At 73.6% G+C, this 18,571-nt stretch carries 12 protein-coding genes and 1 tRNA gene; 5 read left to right on the top strand and 8 right to left on the bottom strand.

All coding sequences use genetic code 11. The features are described 5' to 3' along the window. Window positions 1–65 precede the first annotated feature (65 nt). The 6 genes from rho to SERN_RS13250 form a co-directional block, all read right to left on the bottom strand. Entirely contained in the window at window positions 66–2,075 is a 2,010-nt protein-coding gene (gene rho, locus SERN_RS13225; protein ID WP_135850635.1) for a transcription termination factor Rho, read from the bottom strand. Window positions 2,076–2,324: 249 nt separating this feature from the next. After that, window positions 2,325–3,245 (bottom strand): homoserine kinase, encoded by a 921-nt coding sequence (gene thrB, locus SERN_RS13230; RefSeq protein ID WP_135850636.1) that lies wholly within the window; start codon window positions 3,243–3,245, stop codon window positions 2,325–2,327. 2 nt (window positions 3,246–3,247) lie between these two features. After that, complete coding sequence (thrC, locus tag SERN_RS13235; RefSeq protein WP_135850637.1) at window positions 3,248–4,309, bottom strand: threonine synthase; 1,062 nt, start codon at window positions 4,307–4,309, stop codon at window positions 3,248–3,250. Window positions 4,310–4,341: 32 nt separating this feature from the next. Further along, complete coding sequence (locus tag SERN_RS13240) at window positions 4,342–5,676, bottom strand: homoserine dehydrogenase (RefSeq protein ID WP_135850638.1); 1,335 nt, start codon at window positions 5,674–5,676, stop codon at window positions 4,342–4,344. 72 nt (window positions 5,677–5,748) lie between these two features. Continuing rightward, on the bottom strand, window positions 5,749–7,113 hold the full coding sequence (gene lysA / locus SERN_RS13245) for a diaminopimelate decarboxylase (protein WP_135850639.1): 1,365 nt from the start codon (window positions 7,111–7,113) through the stop codon (window positions 5,749–5,751). Beyond that, window positions 7,114–8,292, bottom strand: coding sequence for a hypothetical protein (locus SERN_RS13250; RefSeq protein ID WP_135850640.1), 1,179 nt, complete (start codon window positions 8,290–8,292; stop codon window positions 7,114–7,116). Between the two features lie 124 nt (window positions 8,293–8,416). On the opposite strand from SERN_RS13250, the gene SERN_RS13255 reads away from it, so the two are divergent. Together SERN_RS13255 and SERN_RS13260 are read left to right on the top strand one after the other, a co-directional pair. Continuing rightward, window positions 8,417–8,492 (top strand) — tRNA-Arg (locus SERN_RS13255). Window positions 8,493–8,570: 78 nt separating this feature from the next. Continuing rightward, window positions 8,571–9,512, top strand: a complete 942-nt coding sequence (locus SERN_RS13260; RefSeq protein WP_135850641.1) for an aldose 1-epimerase family protein — start codon at window positions 8,571–8,573, stop codon at window positions 9,510–9,512. 84 nt (window positions 9,513–9,596) lie between these two features. Here SERN_RS13260 and SERN_RS13265 read toward each other — a convergent pair whose 3' ends face one another. Further along, the gene (locus SERN_RS13265; protein WP_158292661.1) at window positions 9,597–11,234 is read right to left on the bottom strand and encodes a M23 family metallopeptidase; all 1,638 of its coding nucleotides are present in this window, start codon (window positions 11,232–11,234) and stop codon (window positions 9,597–9,599) included. Between the two features lie 271 nt (window positions 11,235–11,505). Here SERN_RS13265 and SERN_RS13270 point away from each other — a divergent pair, with 271 nt between their 5' ends. The 3 genes from SERN_RS13270 (at window position 11,506) to SERN_RS13280 (ending at window position 17,434) form a co-directional block, all read left to right on the top strand. Further along, window positions 11,506–12,273 (top strand): response regulator transcription factor, encoded by a 768-nt coding sequence (locus SERN_RS13270; RefSeq protein ID WP_135850643.1) that lies wholly within the window; start codon window positions 11,506–11,508, stop codon window positions 12,271–12,273. 61 nt (window positions 12,274–12,334) lie between these two features. Continuing rightward, a complete protein-coding gene (locus SERN_RS13275) occupies window positions 12,335–13,435 on the top strand; it encodes a HAMP domain-containing sensor histidine kinase (RefSeq protein WP_199241620.1) in 1,101 nt (366 codons plus the stop codon). Between the two features lie 177 nt (window positions 13,436–13,612). After that, window positions 13,613–17,434, top strand: a complete 3,822-nt coding sequence (locus SERN_RS13280; protein ID WP_135850645.1) for a multifunctional oxoglutarate decarboxylase/oxoglutarate dehydrogenase thiamine pyrophosphate-binding subunit/dihydrolipoyllysine-residue succinyltransferase subunit — start codon at window positions 13,613–13,615, stop codon at window positions 17,432–17,434. Between the two features lie 113 nt (window positions 17,435–17,547). On the opposite strand, the gene SERN_RS13285 is transcribed toward SERN_RS13280, so the two are convergent. Then, window positions 17,548–18,498: a GlxA family transcriptional regulator gene (locus SERN_RS13285; RefSeq protein ID WP_135850646.1), complete on the bottom strand. Its 951-nt coding sequence runs from the start codon at window positions 18,496–18,498 to the stop codon at window positions 17,548–17,550. Window positions 18,499–18,571: the final 73 nt, after the last annotated feature.

Below are 18,571 nucleotides of genomic sequence, written 5' to 3' on the forward strand. Positions count from 1 at the left end.
GGGAGCCAACGGTCTATCTTGCCAGATGTTGCGTGCGGATCCGTCCCTGTTCGCCAGGGGAGGATTCAGCCGACCAGCTCGTTGGTCTGGTTGGCCACCGACGGCGTGGTCTTCTGCACGGTCATGAGGAACTCGGCGTTCGTCGGGAGCTCACGGACCTTGCCCAGCAACAGCTCGAGCGCGGGCTGCTGCTCGAGACCACCCATGATGCGGCGGAGCTTCCAGATGATCTTGAGCTCGTCGGCGGCCACGAGGATCTCCTCGCGGCGCGTGCTGGAGGCGTTGACGTCGATCGCCGGGAAGATCCGCTTGTCCGACAGGTGCCGCGACAGACGCAGCTCCATGTTGCCGGTGCCCTTGAACTCCTCGAAGATGACCTCGTCCATCTTGGAACCGGTCTCGACCAGGGCCGTGGCCAGGATCGTGAGCGAACCGCCGTGCTCGATGTTGCGCGCCGCCCCGAAGAACTTCTTCGGCGGGTACAGCGCCGAGGCGTCCACACCACCGGAGAGGATCTTGCCCGACGTCGGCGCCGCGAGGTTGTAGGCCCGCGACAGACGCGTGAGCGAGTCGAGCAGCACGACGACGTCCTGGCCCAGCTCCACGAGACGCTTGGCGCGCTCGATCGCGAGCTCGGCGACGATCGTGTGGTCGGACGGCGGACGGTCGAACGTCGAGGCGATGACCTCGCCCTTGACCGTGCGCTCCCAGTCGGTGACCTCCTCGGGACGCTCGTCCGCGAGGACGATCATCAGGTGGACCTCGGGGTTGTTCGTGGTGATCGCGTTCGCGATCTGCTGCATCACGATCGTCTTGCCGGCCTTGGGCGGCGCCACGATGAGACCGCGCTGACCCTTGCCGATCGGTGACACGAGGTCGATGATCCGCGCCGTGATGGCCTGGGGCTGCGTCTCGAGCCGCAGGCGGTGCTGCGGGTAGAGCGGCGTCAGCTTGCTGAACTCGGGACGCTGGCGCGCGCGGTCGGCCGGCAGGCCGTTGACCGTGTCCAGACGGACCAGCGCGTTGAACTTCTGCCGGTTGCCCTGGCCGCTCTGGTTGTTCTGCTGCTCACCCTCGCGCGGTGCGCGGATGGCGCCCGTGACGGCGTCGCCGCGGCGCAGTCCGCTCTTCTTGACCTGGGTCAGCGGCACGTAGACGTCGTCGGAGCCCGGCAGGTAGCCGGAGGTCCGGACGAAGGCGTGGTTGTCGTTGACGTCCAGGACGCCGGCGACCGACACGAGCACGTCGTCGTCGGAGAGCTCGACCTCGTCGTACGTCAGCGGGGCCTCGCCGCGGCCGCCGCGGCGCTTGGTGGTGCGGTCACGATCGCGGTCGCGGAAGCGGTCGCGGCCCCGACGGCGACGGCCACCCTGCTCGTCGTCGTAGATCTCGACCGTGCGCTGCTCGGCCTGACGCTGGCGGTTGCCGTTCTGGTTGCCATTCTGCTGACCGCGCTGGCCCTGCTGCCCCTGGCCACCCTGCTGTCCACCCTGGGGGGCGTCCTCGCTGCGGGGCTCGGGCAGCTTGATGTCGTCGAGGGCCGGACGGCGGTTGCCACCCTGGCCGTTCTGGTTCCCCTGGCGACGGCCACCCTGGCGTCCGCCGTCGGGCTGCTGCTCGGAGCGCGCCGGCTGGTCCGCGCGGTCGCTGCGGTCGGTGCGCTCGCTCGCCTGCGCGGGCGCGCCACCGCCGTCGGCGACGCGCTCCCGACGGGAGCGGCCGCGGCGGGGCTCGCCGTCGGACTGCTCGGTGCGGGGCTGCTCGCTGCGCGCGGGCTCGCTGCCCGATGCGGCCTGCGGGGCCGCGGCTGCGGGGGCCGACGCGGCGGGCGCCTGCTCGACGGCCGGGCTCTCCGCGGCGGCGGAACGAGCCGTGCGCGGTGCGCGACCGGCCGCGGGCGCCGAGGCGGCGCCGTCGCCGCCCCTGGCCGAGCGGATCGCGGTGACGAGGTCGCCCTTGCGCATCTTGGAGGTGCCGGCGATGCCGAGGCCGCCCGCGAGCTGCTGCAGCTCGGCGAGACGGAGGGTGCTGAGGGACCCACCGCGCGAGGCGGCGGTGTCGGTGGTGTCTGTCACGAGTGTCCTTTGCGGGTGCGTCGCGGTGACGCGGTGTCGTGGAGAGGTGGGACCGGTGTGCCGCAGGTTCGGGGCATCAGGTCGTCCGCACAGCACGGTGCTTGAGAGGGCGTGTCGGCGCCATCCGGGAGCGGCCACGGGCGGTCACGACCTCGTTCGTCAGCTCTGATTCATCAGATCTGTGACGACACGTCGAGGGTGCGACCACGGTGGAGATGCGGTGGGATGCCGCGCGGTGCAGTCCCGAGACTACACCGCGGTGGCGCCCGTGCGGTCGACCGGCAGCCGCACGGCGCGCCACCCGCGTGCGACGACGGCCGCCTCCAGCCGCTCGGGCACCGTCCCGAGCACCAGCACGGTCGGACCCGCCCCCGAGATCACGGCGGGGTGGCCGGCGGCACGGAGCGCGTCCAGCAGCTCCGAGGAGTCCGCGAGCACCTCCCGTCGGTAGGGCTGGTGCAGCCGGTCCTGCGTCGCGGTCATCAGCAGATCGCTCCGGCCGCCGAGCGCCAGCACGAGCAGCGCGGTGCGGGCACCGGTGAACGCGGCGTCGGCGTGCGGCACGACGGCGGGCAGCACGCCGCGGGCCACGGTGGTGGCGAGCGCCGTCGTCGGGATGAAGGCCGTGCACACGAGGGTCGGGTCGACCTCGAGCCGGACGGCGTCGACGGCGCGCGTGACGTCCCCGTCCCCCGCCGCGCCCCGGTCCGGCGTCCACGCCAGCGTCGCCCCGCCGAGCACGGCGGCGGCGGCGTTGTCGGGATGGCCCTCGAACTCGGTCGCGACGTCGAGGACGACCTCGTCCGCGAGCGCCTCCGGCTCGGAGATGAGGCCGCGGGCCGCGACCAGCCCCGCCACCACGGCCGCGGCCGAGGACCCGAGCCCGCGGCCGTGCGGGATCCGGTTGAACGCGGTCAGGTCGAGACCGACCTGCGGCGCCCCCGCGAGCTCGAGCCCGGTGCGGATCGCCCGCACCACGAGGTGCGCCTCGCCGTCGGGCACCGTGTCGGCGCCCTCGCCGCGGACCGTGGTGCGGGTGGCGCCGGTGGTGGCGTGCACCTCGACGACGTCGTGCAGCCCGAGCGCGAGGCCGAGCACGTCGAAGCCCGGGCCCAGGTTGGCGCTCGTGGCGGGCACCCGCACCCGCACCGAGTCGGTCGCGATCCGCATGCTCAGACCAGCTGCAGCGCGTCCGCGACCGCGGCGGTCGTGGACGCCACGACGACGGGGTCGATGACGGTCTCGCCCAGGGCGGTGGCCGTGTCCTTGAGGCCGTTGCCGGTCACGGTGCACACGATCGTGGCGCCCGCGGGGACGTCGCCCGCGGCGGCGCGCGCCAGGAGCCCGGCGACCGAGGCGGCCGAGGCCGGCTCGACGAACACGCCCACCTCGCGCGCGATGAGCGCCTGCGCGTCGAGGATCTCGGCGTCGCTGACCGCGTCGATCCGACCACCGGAGTCGTCGCGCGCGGCGACGGCGAGCGACCAGGACGCCGGGTTGCCGATGCGGATCGCGGTGGCGATGGTCTCGGGGTTCTCGACCGGCTCGCCCTTGACGAAGGGGGCGGCGCCGTCGGCCTGCACGCCCCACATGCGCGGCGTGCGGGTCGCGTACCCGGCGGCCGCGTACTCGCGGTAGCCCATCCAGTACGCCGAGATGTTCCCGGCGTTGCCGACGGGGAGGACGTGGATGTCCGGGGCGTCCCCGAGCGCGTCGACGATCTCGAACGCCGCCGTCTTCTGCCCCTGGAGGCGGTAGGGGTTGACCGAGTTCACGAGCGCGACGTCGGGGCGCTGACCGAGCTCGCGCACCACGCGCAGCCCGTCGTCGAAGTTGCCCTCGAGCGTCACCAGGGTCGCACCGTGCACGATCGCCTGCGCGAGCTTGCCCGCGGCGATCTTCCCCGCCGGCAGCACGACGGCGCAGGGCAGCCCGGCGTGCGCGGCGTACGCGGCCGCCGAGGCGGAGGTGTTGCCGGTGGAGGCGCACAGCACGAGCGCCCCGCCCGCGGCGGCCACCTTGGAGACGGCCATCGTCATGCCGCGGTCCTTGAACGACCCCGTCGGGTTGGCGCCCTCGACCTTGAGGTGCACGCGGGCGCCGACGCGCTCGGACAGGGCCGGCGACTCCACGAGGGGTGTCCCGCCCTCGCCGAGCGTGATGACCGGCTCACCCGGTTCGACGGGCAGGAAGTCGGCGTACTCGGCGATCAGACCTCGCCACTGGTGGGCCATCAGGTGTCTCCTCGGTGGGGTTCGACGATGTCTCAGGGACGTTCGACGCGGTACGCGGCCAGCAGCTGCTTCACGCCGTCGGTGTGGCGCAGCGCCTCGACCGTCCGGCTCAGCGAGGCCTCGTCGGCCTCGTGCGTCACGACGGCCAGGGTCGCCGTGCCGGCGTGCCCGACCTGCTGGCGGACCGACTCGATCGAGACGCCGTGGTCGGCGACCGTCGTCGAGACGTGCGCGAGCACACCGGGCCGGTCGTCGACCAGCAGCCGGATCTGCAGGCGCGCCACGACGTCGGCGTCGCTCGCCAGCGGCAGCGCCGCGTGCGCGCTCTCGGCCGGGGCGCGGCCGCCGTGCGTGCGGTGACGCGCGGCGGCGACGACGTCGCCCAGCACCGCGCTCGCCGTCGGGGCGCCGCCGGCACCGGCGCCGTAGAACATCAGGCGGCCGGCGGCCTCGGCCTCGACGACGACGGCGTTGTACGCCCCGCCGACGCCGGCCAGCGGGTGCGCGAACGGCAGGATCGCGGGGTTGACCCTGACCGAGACCGACTCCGCGGGCTCGCCGGCGGCGTCGGTCGTCACGATGCGCTCGGCGATCGCGAGGAGCTTGATCACTCCCCCGGTCTCGCGCGCGGCGACGATGTCGGCCGCGCTGACGGCGGTGATGCCCTCGCACGCGACGTCGGCGAGCGCCACGCGCGTGTGGAAAGCGAGCGAGGCGAGGATCGCGGCCTTCGCGGCGGCGTCGTGCCCCTCGACGTCGGCCGTCGGGTCGGCCTCGGCGTAGCCGAGCTCCTGCGCCTGCTTCAGCGCGACGTCGAAGTCGAGGCCGCCGGTGGTCATCTCGTCGAGGATGAAGTTGGTGGTGCCGTTGACGATGCCGAGGATCCGCTGCACGCGATCGCCCGCGAGCGACTCCCGCACGCCGCGCACGACGGGGACGGCACCGGCCACGGCGGCCTCGAACAGCAGGTCGACGCCGGCCGCGTCGGCCGCGGCGTAGAGCTCGGGTCCGGAGGTGGCCAGCAGGGCCTTGTTGGCGGTGACGACCGAGGCGCCCGCGGTGAGGGCGGCGAGCACGAGGTCGCGCGCCGTCGTCGTGCCGCCGAGGAGCTCGACCACGAGGTCGGCGTCGGCGAGCAGCGCGTCGGCGTCGGTCGTCAGCAGTCCGGTCGGCACGGCGGGGTCGCGCGGGGCGTCGACGTCGCGCACGAGGATGCCCGTGAGGCGCAGCCGCCGGCCGACGCGCTGGCCGAGGTCGTCGGCCTGCTCGGTCAGGAGTCGCACGACCTGCGTGCCGACGGTGCCGCACCCGAGGATCGCGACCCGGAGGTCGGGGCGCTGCGGGGCGCTGTCGGGCGCGTCGGACACTTCGAACTCCTCGAGCAGGGGTGGACGGGAGGCTCACGATACGACCTCGTCCGCGGGCGGTGCCCGGCCGTCTCAGCCCAGGTCGAGGGCGAGCAGGTCCGCCACGCTCTCGCGGCGCACGATCGGTGTCGCGACACCGCCGGCGACCGCCACCACGCCGGGACGCGGCACGAGGTTGTAGGTGCTGGCCATCGAGCGGCCGTAGGCGCCCGTCACGGCGACGGCGAGCAGGTCGCCGGCCGCGACGTCGCCGGGGAGCGCGACGTCGTGCACCACGATGTCACCGCTCTCGCAGTGCTTGCCCACCACGCGGCAGCGCACGGCCGGGGCGGTCGAGGACCGCGAGACGATCTCGGCGTGGTAGCTCGCGCCGTACAGCGCCGGGCGGATGTTGTCGCTCATGCCGCCGTCGACCGAGACGTAGGTGCGGGTGCTGCCGTCCTCCGTGCGGACGGGTTTGACGGTGCCCACCGTGTAGAGCGTGACGCCGGCGGGTCCGATGACGGACCGGCCCGGCTCGATCGAGAGTCGCGGCAGGGGCGCGTCGCCCTCGCCGAGCTCGCGGGCGGCGTCCGCGAGCGCCGACACCATCTCCTTCGCGGCGCGGTCGGGGTCCAGCGGGACCTCGCCGGGCAGATAGGCGACGCCGAAGCCCCCGCCCAGGTCGAGCTCCGGCACGAGCACGCCGGTGCGCCGGGCGACGGCGGCGCGCAGCCCCATCACGGCGCGCGCGGCGACCCCGAAGCCCGCGGGGTCGAGGATCTGCGAACCGATGTGGGAGTGCAGCCCGAGCAGCTCCAGCTCGGGACGCTCCAGGACCGCCAGCACCGCGACCAGCGCGGGCGAGTCACCGCCGTCGGGCGCGGCCAGCGACAGCCCGAACTTCTGGTCCTCGTGCGCGGTGGAGATGTACTCGTGACCGCCGGCGTGCACCCCGGTGGTCACGCGCACCATGACGGGGGCGCGCACGCCCAGCGCCCGGGCGGCGTCGGCGACCCGGGTCACCTCGGGCAGCGAGTCGAGCACGAGGCGCCCGATGCCGCTGCGGAGCGCCAGGTCGATCTCCGGCTCGGACTTGTTGTTGCCGTGCAGCCCGATGTCGCGCGGTGCGACGTCCGCGCGCAGCGCCGTGGTGAGCTCGCCCAGGCTCGCGGTGTCGATCCGGAGCCCCTCGGCCGTCATCCAGCGGGCGACGGCGACGCTCAGGAACGCCTTGCCGGCGTAGTAGACGTCGACCTCGGTCCCGGCCTCGGCGCACGCGGCCGCGAAGGCGTCGCGATAGGCGCGGGCGCGTTCGCGGGCGTCGAGCTCGTCGAGCACGTACACGGGCGTCCCGCCGGAGGCGGCCAGCTCGGTGAGCGCGACGCCGCCGATCTCGACGGATCCGTCGGACGTGCGGCGTGCCGTGGCGGGCCAGGGGGTCGGCATCGCCGTCATTCAGAAGTCCAGACCGTTGTAGAACCCGAGCGCGTCCTCCGCGTCCTCGGAGACGACGACGTACACGCCGTCGGTGCCGGCGTGCCAGACGACGGTCACGAGGCCGTCGTTGTTGTACGTCCAGTACGTGCCGAGCCCCGTGTCGGGGAAGACGACACCCGTGTCCACCGCTGTCCCCAGCTGGCTCGAGATCGCGGTCGCCGCGGCGAGCGCCTCGTCGGCCGTGGCGAAGGTCGAGGCGGTCAGGGTGACGTCCGCCGTCCCGCCGGTGTAGAGCGCGGTGAGGGACTCCGCGGCGCCGGCCGGCGGGAGCGGGTTCTCGACGAGACCCTGCTCGTCCAGCAGGTACGTCACTCCCGTGGGGCCGCTCTCGGAGAACTCGCCTCCGTTGACGGAGGCGGGGATCAGCGCGGCCAGGCCGGTCGCGGCCGACTCGGTCGCGGACGTGGCCGGGGCGGTCGGGGTGTCCTCGCCGCGGTTGACCAGCAGCAGCACGGCGACGGCGATCGCGGCGGCCACGACCAGGCCGAGGACGACCCAGAGCAGGCGACGGCGGCCGCGCTCACGCGTGCGAGCCCCGGGGTCGTGCCAGCCGGGGGCGAGGGCGGTGGGATCGCCGGGGTCGGTGGACGCGGCGACCACGTCGTCGCCGGAGACGTCGTCGGCGTCGTTCGCTGCGGGCGCGACGCTGTCGTCGAGCGATCGGGAGGCTGCCGACGTGCCCCACGACAGGACCGGCGCGGTCGCGGCGGCGGGGGCGACGCCGTCGACCCGGGTCCCGTCGGTGGCGGACTCATCGCCGTCCTCGGGCTTCGGGGTCCACGCGACGTCGGACCCGTCGGCGCGGGACTCGACATCGCGGGGCTCGGCGGCGTCGGACTCGGCAGGGGTGGTCGGCACCGAGGCGGCGGCCGCCGCACGCTCGGCGCGTCGCGCGCGACGTTCGCGCAGCTCGCGGCGAGTCATGCCGACCGTGACGTCGTCGTCCTCCGGACCCTCCTTCGGCGCTGCCGGTGCGGCGGGGTCGTCGGTCTCGGTGGGCGCCGTGGGCTCGGCCCCGGCACCGTCGACCGCGCCCGGCAGGTAGGAGGACTCCTCCCCCTCGCCGGCCGTCAGGTACCCGTAGGGATCGGACGTCGACCTCGTCGTCCGATCGTCCTCTCGCGGTCTCTCGCTCACGGTCGTCCTCCAGCGCTCATCGGAGCCACCCTAGGCGATGGGGGACGTCCGGGGCCGTTCAGCGTCGACGCGAACCGCTGGTAGGCTCGATCGTCGTCGTCGGAGTACCGTTCGACGCCGGTTCGCCTCCGTAGCTCAGTGGATAGAGCGTCTGCCTCCGGAGCAGAAGGTCGCTGGTTCGAATCCAGTCGGGGGTACCACCATCGGGCCCGGTCGCACGCGACCGGGCCCGTCTCCGTCCCTCGGCGTCGAGCGGCCGTGCCGCCTAGGCTGGTGCCATGCCCACCCCCCTCCCCACCGGTTTCCAGCACGTCCTGCACGACCCCGTCGCGGGGTCGACAGCCGTCGTCACCGAGGTCGGCGCCTCGCTGCGCCACTTCGACGTGGCGGGTCGCGACGTGATCGTCTCCTACCCGCAGGAGGACCTCTCGCCCGCCGGGCACGGGGCGATCCTGGCCCCGTGGCCGAACCGCCTCGCCGACGGCGCCTACAGCTTCGACGGGACCGACTACCAGGTGCCGATCACCGAGCCCGCGCGCTCGACGGCGCTGCACGGTCTGGCCATGCACGAGCGCTGGACCCTGGCGCACCTCACCACGACCGAGATCGTCCTGACGCTGAGCACCGTCCCGATCGCGGGCTACCCCTGGCCGCTGCTGCTGTCGGCACGCTACGAGCTGCGCGGTGCCGAGCTGACGATCACGGTGAGCGCGACGAACCTGGGCGAGACCGACGCGCCCTACGGCATCGGGTTCCACCCCTGGCTCTCCCCCGGCGACGGCGGCCTCGACGCCGCGACCCTGCGCCTGGACGCGAGCCGGTGGGTCCGTCCGGACGAGCGGCTGCTCCCGGCTGGTGTCGAGGACCTGCCCGAGGCGTTCGACTTCCGCAGCGAGCGCGTCGTGGGCGCCACCGACCTCGACGACGCGTTCCTCGCGCCCGTCCGCGACGCCGACGGTCTCTCGTGGATCCGCCTGACCGGGACGGACGGCCGCACGTCCGCCGTCTGGATGGACGAGTCGATGGACTCCTGGCAGGTCTGCTCGGGTGACCACATCGGCGCGGTCGACTACCGCCGCCGCGGGCTGGCCGCCGAGCCCATGAGCTGCATCGCCGACGCCTTCAACACCGGGGAGAGCCTGGTGCGGCTGGCCGCTGGCGGCGGCTCCGATCCCGCCGCGAGCACGCACACCGTCCGCTGGGGCCTGTCGCTGCTCTGACGGCCGGCCGTCGGACACCGACGCGAGAACGAGCGAGGCCCGCACCCCCCCGGGGGGTGCGGGCCTCGCTCGTGGCTGCTGCGGTCAGGCGCAGACGGCGCCGGTGGTCGTGACCGGGGTGGCGTCGTTGGCGCGCAGCCACGCCAGCGGGTCGACCGCGCTGCCGTTGGGGTCCTCGACGTTGCCGATGTGGATCTCGAGGTGCAGGTGGGGGCCGGTCGAGTTGCCGTTGTTGCCGACCTCGCCGATCACGTCACCGACCTGGACGACGTCGCCCTCGGAGACGAAGACGCCGTCGTCGAACATGTGGTTGTACCAGATCTCGACGGTCTCGCCGTCGATCTCCGAGCGGATGGCGACCAGGTTCGGGCTGCGGCCGGCGAGACCGCCGCCGGCGTGCACGACCTCGCCACCGACGACGGCGCGGATCGGGGTGCCGAGCGGGGCGGCGAAGTCGGTCGCGTAGTGGAACGCGCCCCAGCGCGCACCGAAGCCGGAGCTGACGCGGTAGACGCCCTCCTGCACCGGCATGCTGAGCGTGAGGTGCTCGGTGGACTCCATGGCCGCGAGCGTGCCGTTGGGCAGGTCCGTCGCCGGCTCACCGCACTGCGGGAGACCGGTGCGGCCCTCGCTGCGGCTCGCGGCGGCGGCGCCGCGGACGTCGGCGAGCGAGTCGGCGGCGAGGAGCGTGGCGGTCTCGTCGACCGGGGCGGCGGCCACGGTGGCGGCCGAGGCGTCCGCGAGCGGATCCTCCGCGACGACGGCGGCGCCGGCGACCTCGAGCGCGGCCGCGCCGTCGGCGACGACGAGCGTGTCGAGCGCGCTGCTGTCGGCCAGCGGAGCCTCGACGACCTCGGGCTCGTTCGAGCCCTGGGCGATCGCGTGGATCGGGGTGACGACGGTGGCCACGCCGAGCGCGGAGAGCACCGCGAGGCGGGGCACCCACTGGCGGGGGCCGTGCGACGCGGCGGCCTGCGGCGTCCGCGTGCCGACGCCGGCTCCGCCACCACCGGCGAGGCTGGTGGGGACGGGGGGTGCGCCCTCGACGACGGCGCGCGGGGCGGGCTCCGTGAGCGAGGCGGGCTTCGGCGTCGAGACGACCGCGACCGGCGCCGTGACGGCGGCGCTGCTCACCGTCGAGGACTGCGTCAACGAGCTGAGGGTGAGGGCGACCGACGCGAAGTCGAACTCGAGGTCGACGGGCTGCTCGGCGGGCTCGGGTCCCTCGGACGCGTCCTGCTGCAACGAGACGGCGGCGCTCGACGGCGCCTCGACGTCGGCGTCCAGCCCGGCCTCGCGACGCGTGGCGGCGCGCAGCTCGCGACGGGTCAGCGATCCGCCGCGGGCGGTGAGCACGGCGGCGGCGAGGACCTCGCCGGCCGTCTGGCGCTCGACGGGGGCGGCGGAGCTGACGGCGATGCCGAACGCCTCACCCTGACGACGGCGCAGCTCGCGACGCGTGAGCGGCCGCGTGGTCGCGCCTGCGGGATCCGCGGGGGTGAACACCGTCTGGACGATTACGGGCTGGAAGGACTCGGCCGCGGCGTCGGCGACGACGACCGAGGCGATGTGCGGGCCGTAGCCCGGGATCCCGGCCTGCACCGGCGTGGCGGAGGACGCGAGGGGGGAGGCTGACCGGTCCGCGCCGGCGGAGGCGAGTCGTCGGGCGCGTCGAGTGGTCGGGGACGGGGTCCCGGGCTCGGCGACTTCCACTGACGACACGCTCACTCGTCCTCCGGTTGCTCAGCTGCTCTGGGGGGCCGTGCACACTTCGGTCACGGCGGGACGTCCCTCGTCCAGGTCACGGGCGGCGCGGGGGACGCGCCCGGTGGGTCCGGGGGACGGCTTGATCACGAAACCATAACGCGCCGTCGCGCTCCTGCCAAACGGGTGCGGCTCACCTCACAGGCGTCCCCAGGGCCTGCGCGAAGCGTCCACATCACGCCCCGCCCGTCCCCTCGTCCGGGTGGGGGCCGTGTGCCAGTCTGGGTCGATGACCACTCCCAGCCCCGCCAGCGGTTCCAGCAGCAGCGCCTCCAGCGGCGGCGAGAGCGGGGTGCGCGTCCTCGTGGTGGAGGACTCCCCCGAGATCGCCACGCAGGTGTCCCGACGCTTCACGGCGGAGGGCTGGGAGGTCCGCGTGGCGACGGACGGGCCCGGCGGCGTCGCCGGCGCCCACGACTTCGCACCCCACGCGATCGTGCTCGACGTGATGCTGCCGGGCTTCGACGGGCTCGAGGTCTGCCGCCGCATCCAGGCGGACGACACGCGCGCCGTCCCCATCCTCATGCTCACGGCGCGCGACGACGAGACCGACCTGCTGGTGGGCCTCGGCGTCGGGGCCGACGACTACATGACCAAACCGTTCTCGATGCGGGAGCTGGTCGCGCGCGTCAAGGCGCTGCTGCGCCGGCACGAGCGCACCGCGCGCGTCGCCGTCGCCGACACCTCCACCGCCGGCGGACCGCCGCCGCTCGAGCTCGGCGACCTCGTGATCGACCGCGCGCAGCGGCGTGTGAGCCGTGCCGGTGAGGAGGCGCACCTGACGCCCACCGAGTTCGACCTGCTGGTCTGCCTGGCGACGTCGCCGCGGACCGTGCTCACGCGCGAACGCCTGCTGGAGGAGGTGTGGGACTGGGTCGACGCGAGCGGCACGCGCACCGTCGACTCCCACATCAAGGCGCTGCGCCGCAAGCTCGGGTCCGACCTCGTGCGCACCGTGCACGGGGTCGGCTACTCCCTCGAGCCCCCGACCGAGTGATCGTGGCGACGACGACTCCGCCGTCGCGCGCGGGCGCGCTCGCGTGAGGGAACGGACGAGCGTGCGGCACGCGCGCGAGGTGCCGGCGCTGCGCTACGCCGTCGACGTACGGCCGCTGGACCGCCTGACGTCGATCCGGATCAAGCTGGGCGTCGTCATCGCCGCCTCGGTGCTGGTCTCGGCGATCCTCGTGTGGGCCGGGCGCAGCTACGGGGCGCGCTGGTACATGACCTTCCCCGTGGCGATCCTGCTCTCCCTGGTCGTGACGCAGCTCCTCGCCCGCGGCATGACCTCGCCGCTGCGCGAGATGACCGCGGCCGCCCGCGCGATGTCGGCGGGCGACTACGACATCAGGGTGCGCACCACGAGCCGCGACGAGGTGGGGCAGCTCGGTCTGGCGTTCAACGCCATGGCCGCCGACCTCGCCTCGCTCGCCGAGGCGCAGCGCGCCATCGTCGCCAACGTCTCGCACGAGCTGCGGACGCCGATCGCGGCGCTGCGGGCGCAGCTGGAGAACATGGTCGACGGCGTCACGCAGCCCGACGAGGAGGCGCTCACCTCGGCGCTGGACCAGACCGAACGACTCACCAGGCTCGTGACCTACCTGCTCGACCTCTCACGCCTCGAGGCGGGCGCCGCGGGCCTGCACCTGCAGCGCGCGGGGGTGCTCGACGTCGTCGAGGAGGTCGTGGCCGCCGCCTCGCACGCGGCGCGCGCCGCCGGCCGCACCGTGACGTGGGACGTGCAGGTCCCCGAGGACCTGTCCTTCCGCGTCGACACCGAGCGGCTGCACCAGGTGCTGCTGAACCTGCTGTCCAACGCCTCGCGGCACTCCCCCGCCGGCGGCACCGTGGTGGTCGCCGCCCGCGCGTCCGGGACCGACGTCGTGATCGACGTCGTGGACGAGGGGCCCGGCATCCCGGCGGCCGAGCGGGCGCGCATCTTCGACCGGTTCGAGCAGGGCAGCAACCGGCTCGCCGTCGACGGCACGACGTCCGGCGGCACCGGCCTCGGGCTGGCCATCGCACGCTGGGCGGTGGGGCTGCACGGCGGGACGCTCGACGCCGTCGCCCCGGCGCCGCCGAGCACGGGGGCGACGCTGCGCCTCGTGCTGCCCGCCGACGGTCCGCCCTCTCCACGGCGCGAGTCCGCGGCGGCCTGACCTGCGCGTTGGGCAACTTTGCCCCAGCCTTGCCCGCCGTATGCCAACCTGGGACGAAAGTCCTGGTCAGAGGCGTGATCGATGGCCGAAACTGCCCCCTCGTGGCACCTGCGGACACCTCCGAGGGCCTACCCTGGAAGGCGGCTCGAACAGACGACGGCGATGGAGTGAGCGAGCGTGGCAACCGATTCCCAGACAACCCCGACGACGGCCGATTTCGGCGCGAACGAGTGGTTGATCGACGAGCTGCGCGATGCGTACGCCGCCGATCCCTCCTCGGTCGACCCGAAGTGGCGCGAGTTCTTCGCAGCCGAGGGCGGGTCGACGACGGGAGCCCCCGCCGCGAAGCCGGCGGCGACGCCGGTGGTGACCCCCGCCGAGGCGACCGCGAAGGCAGCGGCGCAGGCACCGGCCCCCGCTGCGGCCCCGGAGCCCGCTGCGGCCCCGGAGCCCGCGTCGGCCCCGAAGCCCGCTGCGGCTCCCCAGGCCGTCGCCGACCCGCACACCGACCCCCGCGCCCAGCTCGACCCGCAGGACGTGCGCGCGGACCTGCCGCCCGCCTACCCGCAGCCGGCCACCGCCCCGTACGTGCCGGGCGACGACCGCCCCGCGACGAGCCCGCTGGGTGACGGTCAGACGACGAAGCTGCGCGGACCCGCCGCCCGCGTCGTGGTGAACATGGAGTCCTCCCTCGAGGTCCCCACGGCCACGAGCGTGCGCGCCGTGCCCGCCAAGCTGCTGGTCGACAACCGCATCGTCATCAACAACCACCTGGCCCGCACGCGCGGCGGCAAGGTCTCCTTCACGCACCTCATCGGCTTCGCCGTCGTCGAGGCGCTGGCGGACCTGCCCGAGATGAACGCGAGCTACCGCGAGATCGACGGCAAGCCCGGCGTCTACCGGTCCGAGCACATCAACTTCGGCCTGGCGATCGACCTCGCCAAGCCCGACGGCACGCGCCAGCTCCTGGTCCCCTCGGTCAAGCACGCCGAGTCCCAGGACTTCGCGCAGTTCTGGTCCGCCTACGAGCAGCTGGTCAAGAAGGCCCGCGGCGGCAAGCTCGCGGTCGAGGACTTCGCCGACACGACGATCTCGTTGACGAACCCCGGCACCATCGGCACGGTGCACTCCGTCCCGCGCCTGATGCAGGGGCAGGGCACGATCGTCGGCGTCGGCGCGATGGACTACCCCGCCGAGTTCCAGGGCGCCTCGCCCGAGACGCTCGCGAACCTCGGCATCTCCAAGGTGCTGACGCTGACGTCCACCTACGACCACCGCATCATCCAGGGCGCGCAGAGCGGTGACTTCCTCCGCCTCATCCACACCAAGCTGATCGGTGAGGACGGGTTCTACGACCGCGTCTTCTCGGCCCTGCGCGTGCCGTACGAGCCCGTCCGCTGGCGCACCGACATCGTCGAGGACCCGACGACGGCGCTCGGCAAGCCCGCCCGCATCGCCGAGCTGATCCACGCCTACCGCTCGCGCGGCCACCTGATGGCCGACACGGACCCCCTGGCCTACCGCCAGCGCCGTCACCCCGACCTCGACGTCGCCAACCACTCCCTCACGCTGTGGGACCTGGACCGCACGTTCCCCACGGGTGGCTTCACCGGCAGGCCCACCGCGCCGCTGCGCGACATCCTGGCGCGGCTGCGCGACTCCTACTGCCGCACCATCGGTGCCGAGTACATGCACCTGCACGACCCGGTCCAGCGCCGCTGGCTGCAGCAGAAGCTCGAGGGCGGGTGGCCCAAGCAGTCGCCCGAGGCGATCCGACGGATCATCTACAAGCTCAACCAGGCCGAGGCGTTCGAGACCTTCCTGCAGACGAAGTTCGTCGGGCAGAAGCGCTTCAGCCTCGAGGGTGGCGAGGCGCTGATCCCGCTGCTCGACACGATCCTGGGCGGCGCGGCCGACGCCGGGCTCGAGGGCGTCGGCATCGGCATGGCGCACCGCGGTCGCCTCAACGTGCTGGCCAACATCGCCGGCAAGTCCTACGGGCAGATCTTCAACGAGTTCGAGGGCAACGCCGATCCCAAGACCGTCCAGGGTTCGGGCGACGTGAAGTACCACCTCGGCACCGTGGGCGAGTACACCGCCGCCACCGGGGCGACGACGTCGGTCTACCTCGCCGCCAACCCGAGCCACCTCGAGGCCGTCGACGGCGTGCTCGAAGGTGTCGTGCGCGCCAAGCAGGACCGCATCGACCTCGGTGGCGACGGCTTCTCCTGGCTGCCGATCCTCATCCACGGCGACGCGGCCTTCGCCGGCCAGGGCGTCGTCGTCGAGACGCTGAACCTGTCCCAGCTGCGCGGCTACCGCACCGGCGGCACGGTGCACGTGATCATCAACAACCAGGTCGGCTTCACGACGGGCGCCTCGAGCTCGCGCTCGACGCTCTACCCGACCGACGTGGCCAAGGGTCTGCAGATCCCGATCTTCCACGTCAACGGGGACGACCCGGAGGCCGTGGCGCGGGTCGCCCGCCTCGCGTTCGAGTACCGCGAGGAGTTCCACAAGGACGTCGTCATCGACATGGTCTGCTACCGCCGCCGCGGTCACAACGAGGGTGACGACCCCTCGATGACCCAGCCGGTGATGTACAGCCTGATCGAGGGCAAGCAGAGCGTCCGCACGCTCTACACGCAGTCGCTCATCGGCCGCGGCGAGCTCTCGGCCGAGGAGGCCGAGCAGGCGCTGGCGGAGTACCAGGGCGAGCTCGAGCGGGCCTTCCGCGAGACGAAGGAGGGCTCGGCCGCGGCGTCGGGCGACGACGAGGGCCGGCGCGGCCTCGAGGTTCCGGAGTCGCAGCGCGAGGACGCCGGCACGATGGTCGGCTGGAGCACGGCCGTTCCAGAGAGCGTGCTGACCCGGATCGGCGAGGCGCACCTGTCCCCGCCCGAGGGCTTCGCCGTCCACCCCAAGCTCGCGCAGCTGCTCGAGCGTCGCGCCACGGCCTCGCAGGCCGGCGGCATCGACTGGGGCTTCGGCGAGCTGCTGGCGTTCGGCTCGCTGGTGATCGAGGGCACCCCGGTGCGTCTCGCCGGTCAGGACTCGCGCCGCGGCACGTTCGTGCAGCGCCACTCGGTGCTGCACGACCACCGCACGGGCGCCGAGTGGACCCCGCTGTCCTACCTCTCGGCCGACCAGGCCAAGTTCATGGTCTACGACTCCTCGCTGTCGGAGTTCGCGGCGGTCGGGTTCGAGTACGGCTACTCGGTCGAGCGACCCGACGCGCTCGTGCTCTGGGAGGCGCAGTTCGGGGACTTCACCAACGGTGCGCAGACGATCGTGGACGAGTTCCTGTCGGCGTCCGAGCAGAAGTGGGGCCAGCGCTCCTCCGTCGTGATGCTGCTGCCGCACGGCTACGAGCACCAGGGCCCCGACCACTCCTCGGCACGCATCGAGCGGTTCCTGCAGCTCTGCGCGGAGAACAACATGACGGTCGCGCAGCCCTCGACGCCGGCGAACTACTTCCACCTGCTGCGCCGCCAGGCCTACGACCGTCCGCGCAAGCCGCTGATCGTCTTCACACCCAAGCAGCTGCTGCGCCTGCGCGCGGCGACGTCGGCGGTCGAGGACTTCACGACCGGCACGTTCCGCACGTCGATCGGCGACACGGTGGACCCCGGCAAGGTCGACCGTGTGCTGATGTGCTCCGGGCGGGTCTACTACGACCTTCTCGCCGCTCGCACCAAGGGTGAGCACGGCGCGGACGAGCGCACCGCGATCGTCAGGCTCGAGCAGCTCTACCCGCTCGACTCCGACACGCTGCGCGAGGTCATCGCGCCGTACGACGGCGCCGAGCTCGTCTGGGTGCAGGACGAGCCCGCCAACCAGGGCGTCTGGCCCTACCTGGCCGGTATCACGTCGCGCAAGATGGACGGTGTCCCGGTCCGCCGGGTCTCGCGCCCGTCGTCGGCCGCGCCGTCGACCGGATCGGCCAAGGTCAGCCAGGCCGAGGCGCTGCAGCTGGTGAAGGACGCCTTCGCCCGCTGACCACCGCGTCACCGCACGCGCGGCCGCCTCACCCCTCGGGGTGGGGCGGCCGTTCGCGTCGCCGGTTGCCGTGGCCGCGTCGCTCGGGGGCGGACGACGACGGCGGGCGCGCGTCAGACCCCGCGGAACCGGGCCCGGTAGGCGCGAGGCGACAGCCCGAGCGTGCGGGAGAAGTGCTGGCGCAGCAGCGCCGCGTCGCTGAACCCTGCGAGCCTGGCCACGTCGTCCAGGCCCTCCTCCCCCTGCTCGAGGATCTCCTGCGCCCGCGCGAGCCGCATCCGGCCCACCCAGGCCGCCGGCGTCGTGCCGGTCTCGGCCCGGAACCGCCGAGCGAACGTGCGCGGCGTCAGGAGCACGCGGCGGGCCAGCGCCTCCACCGAGAGGTCGGTCGCCGGATTCTCGCTCGCCCACCCCAGCAGCGCCGCGAAGCTGTCGCTGGAGCACTCCGGCACCGCGTGGTCGATGTACTGCGCCTGGCCGCCGTCACGGTGCGGCGGCACGACCATGCGGCGGGCGATGTTCGCCGTCGGGGACGCGCCCAGCTCGGAGCGCACGAGGTGCAGGCAGGCGTCGATGCTCGCCGCCGTCCCGGCCGAGGTGATGATGCGGTCGTGCTCGACGTAGAGCACGTCGGGGTCGACCTCGACGTCGGGGTGGCGGGCGGCGAGCGCGGCCGTGTAGAGCCAGTGCGTCGTCGCCCGCCGACCGTCCAGCAGCCCCGCGAGGGCGAGCGCGAAGGCGCCGCTGCACAGGCTGACGATCCACGCGCCGCGGGCGTGCGCGGCCCGGAGCGCCTCCAGCACGGACTCCGGGACCTCGGTGCCGGCCGCGTACGGGGCCATCACGACGGCGTCCGCCCCGTCCAGGTCCTCCAGGCCGTGCTCGACGAGGACGTCGAACCCCACCTTCGTGGCCAGCCGTCCGGGCGTCGGGGTCACCACCCCGAAGTCGAAGACCGGTCCCCCGGTGTCGCGTCGGTCGATGCCGAAGACCTCGGCCGCGGCGGAGAGCTCGAACGGCGAGACGGTCGGGAGCGCGATGACGCGCACCTTCAGGAGGCTCATGCCCCGATCGTCACACGCGGCATGGCAGAGATCAAGCGTTCTGTGTCAGTTCTGCCACTGGTGACTTGAATCG

This window comes from Serinibacter arcticus (assembly GCF_004786095.1).
In the GTDB taxonomy this organism is placed as follows: domain Bacteria; phylum Actinomycetota; class Actinomycetes; order Actinomycetales; family Beutenbergiaceae; genus Litorihabitans; species Litorihabitans arcticus.